Source organism: Drancourtella sp. An57 (assembly GCF_002161525.1).
GTDB lineage: Bacteria > Bacillota > Clostridia > Lachnospirales > Lachnospiraceae > Sellimonas > Sellimonas catena.
The window spans coordinates 33537-47265 of record NZ_NFHY01000009.1; the positions used below are offsets into that span (position 1 = coordinate 33537).

Here is a 13729-nt window from a genome sequence, read left to right on the forward strand (position 1 = left end):
GAGATTGAAAGAGGGGCCGTTGCAGCTTAATAAAAGAAGCTGCAACGACCCCTGAACAATTTCATCATCAATGCTATGGTATTGACAAACCTGTATCCCTTCGGTTAAGACCGGCCAAACTCGGAAAGCTTCAGTCCTTCATTTCTCTCCAGTGTCATCCGGATGCTCCATTCGTGTACAAACAAGAGCAGTGGTCTTTCTTTCAGATCTTTGATCTTCTTCATATCGGATGTACCGGTCAGACGATCCATATCGATTTCCTCATTTTCGATCCAGCGGATATGCTCATACGGCAGCGTTTCCAGAATGATATCCACACCGTACTCATTTTTCAGACGGTATTTCAACACATCGAACTGCAGAACGCCGACTACACCGACGATAATCTCCTCCATTCCGGTGTTAAACTCCTGGAAAATCTGGATCGCACCCTCCTGGGCAATCTGATTGATCCCTTTGATGAACTGCTTTCTCTTCATCGTATCTACCTGGCGCACCCGTGCAAAGTGCTCCGGCGCAAAGGTCGGAATCCCCTCATAGGCAAATTTTTCCGGGGATGTGGTGATCGTATCTCCGATTGAGAAAATGCCCGGATCAAAAATTCCGATGATATCTCCGCCGTATGCTTTCTCGATCATTTTTCTCTCACTTGCCATCATCTGCTGCGGCTGGGAGAGACGGACTTTCTTTCCTCCCTGAATATGGAAGGCGTCCATCCCTGCGTCAAACTCTCCGGAACAGATGCGCATAAATGCGATCCGGTCCCGGTGTGCCTTATTCATATTTGCCTGAATTTTAAATACAAAAGCAGAAAAATCTTTCTCCGTCATCGGATCGATGTCGCCTTTGTCCGAATGTCTCGGAAGCGGAGACGTCGTCATTTTGAGGAAATGCTGCAGGAAGGTCTCTACTCCGAAGTTGGTAAGCGCAGATCCGAAGAAGACCGGAGAAAGCTCTCCTTTATCCACCAGATCCTGGTCAAACTCTGCACTTGCTCCGTCCAGAAGCTCGATCTCTCCTAACAGCTGCTCTTTCTGGTCCGGATCCATGTAACTGTCCACATCCGGGTCATCCAGACGGATCTTCTTTACTTCCCCTGTAGTCGTTCCCTTTTTCGTATCGAAGAACAGCTCGATCTCCTCTTCATTTCTGTCATATACCCCGCGGAATGCCTTTCCCGATCCGATCGGCCAGTTGACCGGACAGGTTGCGATGCCAAGCTCCTTTTCGATATCATCCAGAAGCTCGAAGGTATCCATCGCTTCCCGGTCCATCTTGTTAATAAAGGTAAAGATCGGGATATGACGCATGACGCAGACTTTGAACAGCTTTCTTGTCTGCGCCTCCACACCTTTGGATGCGTCGATCACCATCACGGCGGAATCCGCCGCCATCAGGGTCCGGTATGTGTCCTCCGAGAAATCCTGATGTCCCGGAGTATCAAGGATATTGATGCAATATCCCCCATAATTAAACTGCAGTACCGAAGAGGTGACCGAGATTCCTCTCTCCTTTTCGATCTCCATCCAGTCTGACACCGCATGCTTTGCAGTCGCTTTTCCTTTTACAGAACCTGCCTGATTGATGGCTCCGCCATATAATAAAAATTTTTCAGTCAATGTCGTCTTCCCGGCATCCGGGTGGGAAATAATCGCGAACGTTCTCCGCTTTTTTATTTCATCTGTAATCTTTGACATGATACTCTCCTGTATTTTCTTTTATTCTACCCGGAATCTTCCATATGATTCCACACAGGTAAATATTGTAGCACATCCATCCTGAATTTCGCAACAGGTTTTCCCGTCCAGACCGCATTTTTCGGACCTTTTGCGCGTGATGTCCGCTTTTTATTCTGCTGTTTCCGTATTCTCTGTGCCTTCCGTGTTGGTTTCCGAATCCGAAGACGTGCCCTCTGCAGCAGCGGTATTCTGGTCCGCCTTTTTATTCATCGGAGTGATGACGATATTTTCCGGCGCCACTCCGGTTTTTCTTGTGACAATATCCTCGATCTGGGCACGGTTTGCCTCCGTCATTTCCACATTTCCGACGACCACATCCGCTTCCCCTTCACTGACCGTCACAACCGTCTCGGTAAATCCTTTTGAGGCAAGCAGCGTTTCTGCCGCAGACTCCTGCTCAGCCACCCTGGTCAGCTCGATCATCTGATTTACCGCCTCTTCTTTCTGTTCCTCTGTCACAGAAGCGCTGTCGATAATCCCCTGCAACGTCTCCTTGTTTTTCGCCCGTACCTGTTCTCTGGATACCTTGGCCTGAGCCACCGTATTTTTCACCTCTCCGCTTGTCAGCACAGCCTCTCCCGGGGTGCCTTCCACATCCCCGTCCGTTTCCTCGGACGCGTCCTGATCCTGGCTTTCAATATCCCCGGACCCGGTCTCGATATCTTCCTCGGAAATATCAAGTAGTTCACTGTTTGCCTGCTGGGAAACTCCGCTGTCATCTGTACTTTCAAAAAGTTTTCCTGAATAATTCAGATACCCTGCCGCCGCGATCATCAATGCCAGTGCCGCCACAATCACCTGATTTTTCTTAATCAATCGTTTCACCGTCATTCCTCCTGCTTTTCCTATTTCATCTTTACTACCTTAATCTTATGTGACTCTACGGGAAATAATGCCTCAACCGCCTCTGTAATCTGTTGTACCACAACCGGTTCGTCTCCTCCCTCACAGAGCACTACCACCCCTTCCACTGCCGGAGTCAGTTCTTTTGCCACATAAGGCGTCTGTCCCCTGTCTGTCGTTTCTTCATAAACCGTTGTCTCGCTGCTTGTACTTTGGGTTTCATCTTTGGATGTCTCCTTGTCTTTTTCCACTATCTTTTCTGAAGAGGAAGAAAGAGTAATCATCACCTTCACCTTCCCTGCCCCTTCCATCTGCGCCAGAATCTTTTCCAGCTTAGCCTCAGCCATGGAAGCGTAATCCTCTTCATTCACGGTGTCGGTTTCAGCCTCTTTTGTCTTCCTGTTTTCAGGTTCAGAAACAGGAAGTGCTATCACCAGAAGCAAAAGCCCGGCAAGCAGCAGAAGCAGCCACTTATTTTTCATCGGCATTTTCCCGCCCTTCAGAAGATTCTGAAGCCATGTCCTGCTGCCATTCAAAATATCCCTCCTCCGCAGACTCGAATTGTTCCCTCGCCCGTTCCATTTCCTTTACGTTCTGGCGGTATTCCATACTATGATACAGGTTTTCAAATTCTCCCTCCAGCTGGAATACCCCAAGCACCGGCCTTGCCAGAAGCAGAATCAATACCAGCCCCGTAAAAAAGCGGATATACTTTTTGTAATCGGAATCCGGAATGATCTGCATCAGCATTGTCATCAAGATCAGATAAAAAACAAGATTCTTTATCCAGTCAAATATATATGTAAACATGTCTCCTCCTATGACCGAACGGCCGCCACAATCACGATGGTAATCAAAAACAGTACGGCACTGGTATAGACGGTTTTTAACAGAAGCACCGCTCCGTCTCCTGCACCTGCAATGCATCCGACCACACGTTTATCCGAAACAGGCTCCAGGAGCGCCGCGGTCAATTTATATAGAAGCGCCATCACCGCAATCTGAATAACCGGAATGAGACAGATCACCACACAGATAACCGCGCCGGCCACTCCGATTCCATTCCGGATCAGCGTCAGCGCCGAAACGATAATCTCCGTCATTCCTCCAATGGTATTTCCAATTCCAGGAATGGATTCCAGCCCTTTTTGCAGTCCGCTTCGCCTGACCTGGTCAAGTACCGGACTGATGAGCCCCTGGATCAGATTCATCCCCACAATTCCTACCAGCATCGTCTTTAAGATCCAGCTGATCACCGTTTCCACCAGTTCCGCAAACCGTCCCAGAAATGGTTCCGGGGAGAGTTCATCCATCAGACGGATCATCAGATATACATGGATCAGCGGTAGAATCAGATAGCAGACCACATTGTGGACGAGAAAAATAAGGAACAGCATCAGATTATAAAACACAACAGAAGTCGCGCTCCCCGTGACCACAGCCGCGGCCATCAGGTAGACCGGACAGAGCACCTGCATAAAATCCGTCAAAAGCTGCAACCCGGATGTAACCGCATCCATCATCATCTCAAAGGTCTGCAAAAGCAACGTAATCAAAAGCAGATACAAAATAAAAAATCCCGCATCCGCAGCCTGTCCTGCCGCAAACACATGGCTGAAGTTGGCAAAGACTGCCGCAATCAGCGCGATCACCAGGATGTGGAGCATCGCCTGTCTGTTTTCGGAAAGGACCGAAAACAAGGTGCCAAGAAGTCCTTTTCCCGCAAGCTGCAAGGCACCGGACACATCCCCTTCCATAAACGTCTCCAGAACATCGGCAAACCGGATTCTCTCATCCGGAAAGATTTCCCGCATCATCTTATCCACATCTGTGAAATCCAGATCCTCCATCATCTCCCGGGCCGCCTCCGGTGTTTCCTCCTCCCCGTTTGCTGCTTCTGCCGTCACACTCAGGCCGCCCCAAAACAGGAGAAGTCCAAGAATGACTGCCAGAACGATTCTGCTTTCCTTTCTTCTCATGATAAAAACGCCTCAATCGTTCGAAGCAGCGTCAGGAGAACCGGCATCCCAAGTGCCAGCACTGTGATCTTCCCGAAGAGCTGAATCTGGGCGGCGATGGTCTGGCAGCCGGAATCTTTGCAGATATTGGAGGCAAATTCCGCCACATAAGTAATACCAAGCATCTTCAGGAGAACTCCAAGATAAGAGCCTTCAATCTGGAGGAACGAGCCGATCTCCTTTACCGTATCCAGCACTGTGCCGAGCTTTCCAATAATCCCCGCACCAAGCAGAATTCCCGCCGCAATACTGACATAAATTCCGTATTCTGTTTTTCCTCCCTTAAACTGCAACGCAATCAGTGCCGCACATACACCGATGGCCGCTGCTTTTTGTATGGACATCTACTCCCTCCTTCGCCTCGTCATTTTATTTACAGCTACAGGGCAAACAGACGCCTCATGGTTTCAAACAGATCGTAGATATACGGCACAATCCAGATCAGGACCAGAATCAGCCCGGCAAGACTGGTCAAAAACGCCTGCTCCTCCCGCCCGCTGTGCTTTAACACCTGGCTTAAAACCGAGACCAGAATTCCCACTGCGGCAATTTTAAAGATCAGACTGACACTCATACGCACTTCCTTCCCTTCTTTTTTCTCCCAGCATTTCATCCATCGTTTTTTACAAAAACAGAATCGTAAGAAAAACCCCGCCAAGCACTCCAAGACAGTTCCCGATCCTCCGCCTGGGACCAATCTCCGCTTCCGCCTCCCGGATCCATTTTTCCCATCGCTCTCCCGAGAGTTTCAGCATCCCCGTCTGCATCTTAAGATCCAGATATCCGGTCTGGCTCCCAAGGGAAAGAAATATTTCCCACTCCTCTGCGGACAGATGCTTTTCCTTTCGATATGCCTCCAAAGTCCGGGAGGCATATTCACGGAACCACTCCGGAAACTTAAGGCTTCCCTGCTCCTCAAACACCCGGTGCGCCTGCACAAACAACGATGCATACGGCTCCTTGATTCTGGAAGAGATCTCCAGCATCACCTCCGGGAACGGCTCCCTGGTATATTCAATCTCGCCCCGGATCATCTGATACAATTCTCTCAAGAAACGCAGTTCTTCCAGATGCTGGTTCAGCGACCGCCCGTAACCGAATCCAAGGGCCGAACAGGCAGAAACTACAAGAACCGCTCCCGCGATTTTCAACAGCACGGCTGTCCCCTCCTGTCATAAATCCCCTCGATCATGCCCGGCCTGTCCCCCTGCTTCAGTACAATGTACCGCTCAAACCGCTCCTCCTGAATCATTCTCCCAAGAACCGGCTTTTTCCTCAGCTCCTGTACCGAATTTCCATGGGCCGTCACAAGTATCCTGCACCCACAGTGCATGGCATACTCAATCGCTTCCACATCCTCCTTCGTCCCGATCTCATCCGCCGCCACCACTTTCGGCGTCATCGAACGAATCAGCATCAGCATCCCCTCCGCCTTCGGGCATGCATCCAGCACATCACTGCGAAGGCCGATATCATTCTGCGCCGCCCCAAGATAACATCCGGCAATCTCCGAACGCTCGTCCACAATTCCCACTGTACAGCCCTTCACATAGGAATTGCCGTCAGATACCTGACGGATGATATCCCGAAGCAGCGTCGTCTTTCCGCAGCCCGGAGGCGAAATAATCATCGTATGGTACAACTCCTTCTGATTCGTAATATACGGAAACACCCGGTCCGCACACCCTTTCACCTCATGGGCCGCACGAATATGTACCGAAGACACATACCGAAGATTCTTCACACGGTCCCTCTCCGTAATCGCCTTTCCCGCCATCCCCACGCGATGACCACCCTCAATCGTCAAAAAACCCTTCCGCATCTCCTCCTCAAACGCATACGGCGAATATCTGCTCATAAAATTCACAATCTCCTTCAACTCCTCTTTTCCCGGAAAATAATCCAGACGTACCTCCCGACCGCCCACATAAACACAAACCGGCCGCCCGACCCGGATACAAATTTCCGTAACCTGATCAAAATCCAGATTTCTCTTTCCTATTACACTCTTCAACCTTTCCGGAAGAATCCGAAAAATCTCCTCCCGCTTACTCATGATTGTCCACCACCTTTTACATCACAATATATGCAGGGGGACGTGTTCTGATGCATCGGAACACGTCCCCCATGAAAAAAATATGAAGTTGTCTTTAAGTTGTTTTTACCGATCTTTTTCGACTTTTTGTCTTTTTGTTATGTGGCGCATCAGATATTTTCCTGTCGCAGTCTCGGATTTTCTGTAGTTTCTGAATTTCATACTTTTGTAACTTTTAGATCGGGCAGGCGGGTTTTGTGTATACATCTATTATTGTCTGATTTTTTTCACAGGTACCTTCAACTGGGCGTATCCGCAGAATTCCAGGAACTGATTCAATGCAGCCAGCATGGAATTTACGCTGCTTACAGCGTAACGCTCTATCAGCCATTCTTTATATGCAAGAAGCCTTGCCTTGTCCACTTCCCGGCTGTTTCCAAGAAACTTCAAAAAGCAACGCAGGTCTGTACTGTATTTGCTAATAGTCGTCTCCGCGTTTTCCCTTTCATACAGATAGGTTTTAAAATCCTTAACATCTGTTTCCTTCACCGTAAAATATACTTTCTCTGTCATGATGATTCCTCCTCACGCTTACTTTTCCCTGTTTTTATCCTTCTATAATATAAAGATGGAATAAAACAGCAAAAAGGGTCAGAAAAACGGGAAATTTTTACAATTTTTTCTTTTTTACATCCGGGCAATAAAAAAAGAAGCACATCCGGCAGCATGCTTCTGCCCTGATATGCTTCTTTTACTCGGTTTCGATTTATACAGATACAATGCGGTTCTGTATTTTTATAAAAGTTTCTTATAGTAAGACTCTGCCGTATAAAGTGCGGCAACCGGATTGTGTCCCAGTACCCGGTCTTTGGTCACGGCTGTGGTAACCGGTGCATCCGAATGTTTGTAGAACAGGCTGTCGTGTCCTACGCAGAGGCCGACTACGACATTGAGGTCGGTCTTTTCTTTGTTCAGATATTTTGCCTGTAAGATCGGATTGCACATGTGGCAGCCGATTTCCTGACATTCTTCCGGGATACCGATTCTGCTTTTGTCCACCGCTCCTGTTTTGCAGGCTACTCCGATGACTTCCAGACCGTGGGATCTCAGGATCTTCGCCAGTGTCCTGCTCTCCCGGATCAGTCCGACACAGGTCGCGATTCCGATCTTTTTCGCTCCGATTTTTCCGGCGAACTGAATGATCTCCTCCACTCTTGTCAGTTTCAGATATCCTTCATACTCGACCTCCGCCGCGGCAATGGCAAGCTTATGATTCTCCGGATCTTCATAGCAGGCAAGCGCCTCCTCCAACAGTTCTTCGTCCAGTGACGCAGTCAGGCAGAAATCCGGGTAGTTCCCGTCCTTTTTCTCACATGCTGTCACTGCACAGTCTACGCAGGATCTTCTGATCTTTTTTTCTTCCATTTTTTCGTTCCTCCCAGTCCTTTTTCCGTCTTCTCTTTTCCCATCATATCACACTTTTCCCACAAAAAAAAGCATCCACACCGTCTATGGCATGGATGCTTGAACTTTTCCGTTTGGATTATCTGTTTTCCGGAGCGACGTCTTTGATGCTGAAGCTGATTCTTCCCATCTTGTCTTTTCCAAGGCAGACTGCCTTGACCTTGTCTCCCAGTGTCAGAACATCTTCTACGTGGTCGATGCGCTGTTTGCAGATCTTGGAAATGTGAACCATTCCCTCTTTGCCCGGAGCAAACTCGAGGAATGCGCCGAAATCTTTGATGCTGACTACGGTTCCTTCGAGAACCTGTCCGGCTTCGAAGTCTGTTACGATGATTGTGATCAGGCGTTTTGCCTCTTCCATCATCTCTTTGTCTGTACCGCAGATGGATACGCTTCCTTCGTCGGAAATGTCGATCTTCACGCCGGTTCTTTCGATGATAGCGTTGATCGTCTTTCCTCTCTGTCCTACCACATCGCCGATCTTCTGCGGGTCAATGCTCATCTGAATGATCTTCGGAGCATATTTGCCGACTTCTGCTCTCGGCTCTGCGATTGCTTTGTTCATCACTTCATCGATGATGTAAAGTCTTGCCTGTCTTGTACGGGCAATCGCTTCCTCGATGATCGGTCTTGTCAGTCCGTGGATCTTGATATCCATCTGGATTGCTGTGATACCTTTATGTGTACCTGCCACTTTGAAATCCATGTCTCCGAAGAAGTCTTCCAGACCCTGGATATCTGTCAGGACGATGTAATCGTCGTCTGTCTCTCCTGTTACAAGTCCGCAGGAGATACCTGCTACTGCGCTCTTGATCGGCACACCGGCTGCCATCAGGGACATGCTGGATGCGCAGACACTTGCCTGAGATGTGGATCCGTTGGACTCGAATGTCTCGGATACCGTACGGATTGCGTACGGGAATTCTTCCTCAGACGGAAGTACCGGCACGAGGGCACGCTCAGCCAGTGCTCCATGTCCGATCTCACGGCGTCCCGGTCCTCTGGACGGCTTTGTCTCACCTACAGAGTAGGACGGGAAATTGTAGTGGTGCATATAGCGTTTTGAAGTCTCTGCCTCATCAAGTCCGTCAAGTTTCTGTGCGTCAGAAAGCGGAGCAAGTGTTGTGATGTTGCAGATCTGTGTCTGTCCTCTTGTAAACATTGCGGAACCGTGTACTCTCGGGATCAGGTCTACTTCCGCTGCAAGCGGACGGATCTGGTCGATCGCTCTTCCGTCCGGACGTTTGTGATCTTTGAGGATCATCTTGCGGACAGTCTTCTTCTGATACTGGTACAGCGCTTCTCCGATGCGTGGCAGCCACTCTTCGTTTTCAGCAAATGCCTCTTCGAGACGATCCTGAATCACGCGGATGTTCGCCTCTCTTGTCTGCTTGTCATCGGTAAATACTGCTTCTTCCATCTCCTCAGCCGGAACGAGCTTCTGGATCTCTTCCATCAGGTCTGCCGGTACTGCGAAGCTTTCATATTCATGTTTCGGCTTGCCGCACTCTGCTACGATCTGGTCGATGAATGCGATTACCGTCTGGTTTACTTCGTGTGCCGCGAAAATCGCTTTGATCATCACATCTTCCGGTACTTCGTTGGCTCCGGCTTCGATCATGATGACTTTTTCTTTTGTAGATGCAACAGTCAGCTGCATATCGGATACTGCTTTTTCTTCTGCAGTCGGGTTGAATACGAACTCACCGTTTACAAGTCCTACCTGTGTAGAAGCTGTCGGTCCGTCAAACGGAATATCGGAGATCGCAACTGCGATTGCGGATCCAATCATTGCTGTCAGTTCCGGGCTGCAGTCCTGATCTACAGAAAGGACAAGGTTTTCCAGGGTAACATCGTTTCTGTAATCCTTCGGGAAGAGCGGACGCATCGGGCGGTCGATGACACGGTCTGTCAGGATCGCATTTTCAGATGCCTTTCCTTCTCTTTTGTTGAATCCTCCCGGAATCTTTCCAACTGCATACATCTTTTCATTGTACTCTACGTTCAGCGGGAAGAAATCGATTCCTTCTCTTGGCTTCTCAGAAGCTGTTGCTGTGGAAAGTACTGTTGTTTCTCCATAGTGCATCAGTGCTGCACCGTTTGCCTGCTTTGCCACTCTGCCTACATCAACACGCAGAGGACGTCCGGCAAGTTCCATCTCAAATGTCTTGTACATAAGATCCTCCTCATTTTTCTTTTCTTTTTTTGTCGTGCGGAGAATCCCGAAACTACTGAAAAACAAGTCATATACTGGCTTGCTTTTCAGTGGTCCCGGTGTCTCTCCCCGCATACATTTCGCATGATTTTGACAAATATTGAAAACCGGAAAAATATCCCGGCAGTATAAAAGAGGACGGATAAGTGTCCGTCCTCTCTGAATAGCCTGACTATTTTCTGAGTCCTAATCTTTCAATCAAAGAACGGTATCTTTCGATATCTTTTTTCTTTAAATATGCAAGAAGACCACGTCTCTGACCTACCATCTTCAAAAGACCTCTTCTGGAATGATGATCCTTTGGATTTGCTTTGAAATGCTCTGTTAATTCATTGATTCTTGCTGTCAGGATTGCTACCTGAACTTCCGGAGATCCTGTGTCTCCTTCGCTTCTTCCATACTCAGCAATAATAGCTGCTTTCTTTTCTCTGTCGATCATGTTTTTATCCTCCTTATTTTTGAAACGCCGGATATCAGGCGGCGGTCGGAGTCTTCCGTCCACTGGATATCGGCTCACTCATACTTTTTGAGTATATCATGGCACCCTGCCGGATGTCAATTCTTTTCTTCACTTTTGTTTTTGATTTCCAGAAGCATGCGTCTGCTTTCCATTGTGAGAAGAAAGTGTCTCTTTCCTTCCCGTATATCTGTCTGAATCTGCCTTTTAAGTTCATCTATATCGTCAAACTTTTCTTCCGGTCTCAGATAATGATAAAGCTGCAGTACAACCTGCTTTCCGTCTGCTTCTTCCTTCTCCTCATAGCAGAAGAGATGAACCGAAAGAATGGTATCTTCCCCGCTTGATACAGTAGGCTTCTTTCCGATGTTGCACACACCCTGATACCATTGTCCGTCCACCTCCAGCTTACAGACGTAGGCTCCGGCAGGAGGCAGGATTTTTTCCTGACACGGGAAGATATCCATCGTCGGATATCCGATCCGGCGTCCCATGCCCTCTCCTTTCCTCACTGTACCCGCGATTGTATAAGGATAACTGAGCAGCCGGTTCACAAGATCAATATCTCCTGTTTTCATGACTTCCTTTACATAAGTACTGCTTACGATGCGTTCTCCGTAATACTCATTTGGTATCACTTCGAGACGGTATCCGTACGTTTCCTGGTACTTTGCGAGCATCCCGACGTCTCCACGCCTCTCGTGCCCGAACCGGAAGTTTTCGCCAACCACAATGTATTTTGCATGAAACAGATCCGAGAGAATTTTCTCGATAAATACTTCCGCCTCCATCTCTTTTACGGACAGAAACGGACATTCAATCAGATAATCCACTCTTCCGTCCAGACGGATGGCACGCTCTTCATTCATCATCAGTTTTTTCTGGTCAAGGTGACACATTTTTTTGAATTCGGTCATCTCGAAAAAACAAACAACACTTTTTAAATCCGGCTCCTGCTCCACATGTTCCATAATCCGCTCCACCAGTTTACGGTGTCCTCTGTGCAGACCATCAAATTTTCCCAGCGTTACGGCAGTTCCGGCTTCTTCCTGGTAATGTTCAAATCCTGTAATATATTGCATGTTCTTTCCTCTTATTCCGGACTGTAAAACATTTTTTCCACCTGATATTTCTTTTCTCTCCCGGCATAGCGGTAGAGTGCGAGGAATCTTCCGTCCGGACCGTAGACCCGGATGGTCTCCCCGTCCTTTTCCGGGATGTGGTCCTCGATCTGATCCGGCGACAGGGCATTCCCGTTGTAAACGGTCTTTTCCTTTCCCTGCTTCACCGATACTTTCGGCGCATCCGGAAACATGGCATCGATCGGAACAAGAATCTCCCCGATCCTGCCGCCATCCAGATACTCCTGAATTTCAGAAAGAGTCCGGCTTTGATCCAATGTAAAGTTTCCGGATTTTGTTCTGAGCAGGTCGCCCATACATGCCCCGCATCCAAGTTTTCTGCCGATATCATGACAGAGGGTGCGGATGTAGGTTCCTTTGGAGCAGACTACTTCAAACCTGACTTCCGGAAGCCGCATCTCAAGAATCCGGATGGAACGGATTTCCACCCGGCGGGCTTTCCGTTCGATTTCCTTACCTTCTCTTGCAAGTTCATAGAGCTTTTTCCCGCCAACCTTTACCGCAGAGTACATCGGCGGGATCTGGTCATAGATCCCTACGAAAGAAAGGATGGCTTCCTGCACTTCCTCTTCGGTCAGATGGCCGGTCGCGGAAGTATCGAGAACTGTACCGGAAAGATCCTGGGTATCGGTCTCTTTTCCAAGCACCATCACGGCTTCATATGCCTTTTCTTTGTCCGTCATCATTTCACAGAGCCTGGTTGCTTTTCCAAGGCAGACCGGAAGGACGCCTTCCGCATCCGGATCCAGCGTCCCGGTATGTCCGATCTTTTTCTGTCTTGTCATTCCCCGAAGCTTTGCCACCACATCATGGGAAGTAAAGCCCTTTTCTTTTCTTACGTTCAGAATTCCGTGGATCATGCTTCTTCCTCCAGCTGAAGGGCAACCTGTCCGACGATGTTGTTGACTGCATCATGGACGGTTCCGCGGAACGTAAGTCCTGCGGCCCGCACATGTCCGCCGCCGCCAAAGTACTGGGCAACCTTGCTGACATCCACTTTCTCTTTGGAACGGAGGCTGACTTTAAATTCTCCGCTTTCCAGTTCGTAGAGGAAAATCGCAGCCTCCACGCCGGTTGTCACTCTCAGCTGGCTGACAATGCCTTCCAGATCTTTTGCCTTCACTCCAAAGAAGTTCATGCTTTTCTTTGTAATGTAGGAAAAGATTACTTTTCCGTCCATCAGACGGATACTCTCCAGAAGCGCCTTTCCAAGCACCTGATTCTGAGCGTAGGTCTTTTCATAAAATGTTTTCTCTATGATTTTCGGTCCGTCGATTCCTTTTCTTAAAAGCTCCGCAGCTGCCTCCATGGTCGAAGGCTTTGTGCAGGAATACTGAAACACTCCGGTGTCGTGTACAATTCCCAGATACAGTGCTTCCGCAATCTCCTTTGTGATCCTCTCTTTTTCCAGCAGATCATAGATCAGCTCAGAGGTGGAGCTTGCGTCCGGAACGATCTGGTTTACATCCGCAAATGCCAGGTTGCTCACGTGGTGGTCGATGCAGACCGTCTTTTTGGCCTGTTCAAACAGTGTACCTGCAAATCCGAGTCTTTTCGTATCCCCGCAGTCCAGTGCGAAGAACACATCATATCCGGTATCTTCCGGCAGCTCGTGACGGATCTCGTCTGCCCCTGTCAGCATATGGAACGAATTCGGGATCTCTTCCAAATACACATCCGTGCTGACTTCCGGATAATACATACGTAAATACTGGTAAAGCGCCAGGCAGGAACCGGTGCAGTCCCCGTCAGGCCGTACATGCCCTGCAATGCCGGCCCGCTTTACTCCTTGCAGTATCTCATCCAGTTTCAGCAT

16 protein-coding genes are annotated in these 13729 nt (G+C 48.7%); all 16 read right to left on the minus strand.

Annotated elements, in window-relative coordinates; genetic code table 11:
- Positions 1 to 104: 104 nt before the first annotated feature.
- The gene (locus B5G11_RS08745) at positions 105 to 1697 is read right to left on the minus strand and encodes a peptide chain release factor 3 (RefSeq protein ID WP_087167320.1); all 1593 of its coding nucleotides are present in this window, start codon (positions 1695 to 1697) and stop codon (positions 105 to 107) included.
- A gap of 150 nt (positions 1698 to 1847) precedes the next feature.
- The gene (locus B5G11_RS08750; RefSeq protein ID WP_207738697.1) at positions 1848 to 2570 is read right to left on the minus strand and encodes a SpoIIIAH-like family protein; all 723 of its coding nucleotides are present in this window, start codon (positions 2568 to 2570) and stop codon (positions 1848 to 1850) included.
- Positions 2571 to 2584: 14 nt separating this feature from the next.
- Positions 2585 to 3118, minus strand: a complete 534-nt coding sequence (locus B5G11_RS08755) for a stage III sporulation protein AG (RefSeq protein ID WP_242959009.1) — start codon at positions 3116 to 3118, stop codon at positions 2585 to 2587.
- Positions 3054 to 3392: a stage III sporulation protein AF gene (locus tag B5G11_RS08760; RefSeq protein ID WP_158099241.1), complete on the minus strand. Its 339-nt coding sequence runs from the start codon at positions 3390 to 3392 to the stop codon at positions 3054 to 3056. Before B5G11_RS08760 ends, B5G11_RS08755 begins: the two co-directional genes overlap by 65 nt.
- An 8-nt stretch (positions 3393 to 3400) precedes the next feature.
- Positions 3401 to 4561 carry a stage III sporulation protein AE gene (locus tag B5G11_RS08765; RefSeq protein WP_087252894.1) on the minus strand — a complete coding sequence of 387 codons (1161 nt, stop codon included), beginning with the start codon at positions 4559 to 4561 and terminating at the stop codon, positions 3401 to 3403.
- The gene (locus B5G11_RS08770; protein WP_087167324.1) at positions 4558 to 4944 is read right to left on the minus strand and encodes a SpoIIIAC/SpoIIIAD family protein; all 387 of its coding nucleotides are present in this window, start codon (positions 4942 to 4944) and stop codon (positions 4558 to 4560) included. Before B5G11_RS08770 ends, B5G11_RS08765 begins: the two co-directional genes overlap by 4 nt.
- 35 nt (positions 4945 to 4979) lie before the next feature.
- Positions 4980 to 5174: a stage III sporulation protein AC gene (spoIIIAC, locus tag B5G11_RS08775; protein ID WP_024732252.1), complete on the minus strand. Its 195-nt coding sequence runs from the start codon at positions 5172 to 5174 to the stop codon at positions 4980 to 4982.
- A gap of 49 nt (positions 5175 to 5223) precedes the next feature.
- Positions 5224 to 5757, minus strand: coding sequence for a stage III sporulation protein AB (locus tag B5G11_RS08780; RefSeq protein ID WP_087252896.1), 534 nt, complete (start codon positions 5755 to 5757; stop codon positions 5224 to 5226).
- The gene (gene spoIIIAA / locus B5G11_RS08785) at positions 5748 to 6656 is read right to left on the minus strand and encodes a stage III sporulation protein AA (RefSeq protein ID WP_087252898.1); all 909 of its coding nucleotides are present in this window, start codon (positions 6654 to 6656) and stop codon (positions 5748 to 5750) included. The genes B5G11_RS08780 and spoIIIAA overlap by 10 nt, the downstream gene beginning before the upstream one ends.
- A 249-nt stretch (positions 6657 to 6905) precedes the next feature.
- Positions 6906 to 7208: a site-specific integrase gene (locus B5G11_RS08790; protein WP_087252900.1), complete on the minus strand. Its 303-nt coding sequence runs from the start codon at positions 7206 to 7208 to the stop codon at positions 6906 to 6908.
- Between the two features lie 222 nt (positions 7209 to 7430).
- Positions 7431 to 8060 carry a DUF1847 domain-containing protein gene (locus tag B5G11_RS08795; RefSeq protein WP_087167328.1) on the minus strand — a complete coding sequence of 210 codons (630 nt, stop codon included), beginning with the start codon at positions 8058 to 8060 and terminating at the stop codon, positions 7431 to 7433.
- A 118-nt stretch (positions 8061 to 8178) separates the two neighbouring features.
- Entirely contained in the window at positions 8179 to 10275 is a 2097-nt protein-coding gene (locus B5G11_RS08800; RefSeq protein WP_087167513.1) for a polyribonucleotide nucleotidyltransferase, read from the minus strand.
- Positions 10276 to 10486: 211 nt separating this feature from the next.
- Positions 10487 to 10753: a 30S ribosomal protein S15 gene (rpsO, locus tag B5G11_RS08805; protein ID WP_024732247.1), complete on the minus strand. Its 267-nt coding sequence runs from the start codon at positions 10751 to 10753 to the stop codon at positions 10487 to 10489.
- Between the two features lie 116 nt (positions 10754 to 10869).
- Positions 10870 to 11853: a riboflavin biosynthesis protein RibF gene (gene ribF, locus B5G11_RS08810; protein ID WP_087167329.1), complete on the minus strand. Its 984-nt coding sequence runs from the start codon at positions 11851 to 11853 to the stop codon at positions 10870 to 10872.
- A gap of 11 nt (positions 11854 to 11864) precedes the next feature.
- Entirely contained in the window at positions 11865 to 12773 is a 909-nt protein-coding gene (gene truB / locus B5G11_RS08815; protein ID WP_087252903.1) for a tRNA pseudouridine(55) synthase TruB, read from the minus strand.
- Complete coding sequence (locus B5G11_RS08820) at positions 12770 to 13729, minus strand: bifunctional oligoribonuclease/PAP phosphatase NrnA (protein ID WP_087252906.1); 960 nt, start codon at positions 13727 to 13729, stop codon at positions 12770 to 12772. Before B5G11_RS08820 ends, truB begins: the two co-directional genes overlap by 4 nt.

Bases quoted from the DNA above. Each gene is read 5' to 3' on its own strand.
- B5G11_RS08745 (WP_087167320.1), bottom strand. From the start codon at position 1,697: ATGTCAAAGATTACAGATGAAATAAAAAAGCGGAGAACGTTCGCGATT.
- B5G11_RS08750 (WP_207738697.1), bottom strand. From the start codon at position 2,570: ATGACGGTGAAACGATTGATTAAGAAAAATCAGGTGATTGTGGCGGCA.
- B5G11_RS08760 (WP_158099241.1), bottom strand. From the start codon at position 3,392: ATGTTTACATATATATTTGACTGGATAAAGAATCTTGTTTTTTATCTG.
- B5G11_RS08765 (WP_087252894.1), bottom strand. From the start codon at position 4,561: ATGAGAAGAAAGGAAAGCAGAATCGTTCTGGCAGTCATTCTTGGACTT.
- B5G11_RS08770 (WP_087167324.1), bottom strand. From the start codon at position 4,944: ATGTCCATACAAAAAGCAGCGGCCATCGGTGTATGTGCGGCACTGATT.
- spoIIIAC (WP_024732252.1), bottom strand. From the start codon at position 5,174: ATGAGTGTCAGTCTGATCTTTAAAATTGCCGCAGTGGGAATTCTGGTC.
- spoIIIAA (WP_087252898.1), bottom strand. From the start codon at position 6,656: ATGAGTAAGCGGGAGGAGATTTTTCGGATTCTTCCGGAAAGGTTGAAG.
- B5G11_RS08790 (WP_087252900.1), bottom strand. From the start codon at position 7,208: ATGACAGAGAAAGTATATTTTACGGTGAAGGAAACAGATGTTAAGGAT.
- B5G11_RS08795 (WP_087167328.1), bottom strand. From the start codon at position 8,060: ATGGAAGAAAAAAAGATCAGAAGATCCTGCGTAGACTGTGCAGTGACA.
- B5G11_RS08800 (WP_087167513.1), bottom strand. From the start codon at position 10,275: ATGTACAAGACATTTGAGATGGAACTTGCCGGACGTCCTCTGCGTGTT.
- rpsO (WP_024732247.1), bottom strand. From the start codon at position 10,753: ATGATCGACAGAGAAAAGAAAGCAGCTATTATTGCTGAGTATGGAAGA.
- ribF (WP_087167329.1), bottom strand. From the start codon at position 11,853: ATGCAATATATTACAGGATTTGAACATTACCAGGAAGAAGCCGGAACT.
- truB (WP_087252903.1), bottom strand. From the start codon at position 12,773: ATGATCCACGGAATTCTGAACGTAAGAAAAGAAAAGGGCTTTACTTCC.
- B5G11_RS08820 (WP_087252906.1), bottom strand. From the start codon at position 13,729: ATGCTGAAACTGGATGAGATACTGCAAGGAGTAAAGCGGGCCGGCATT.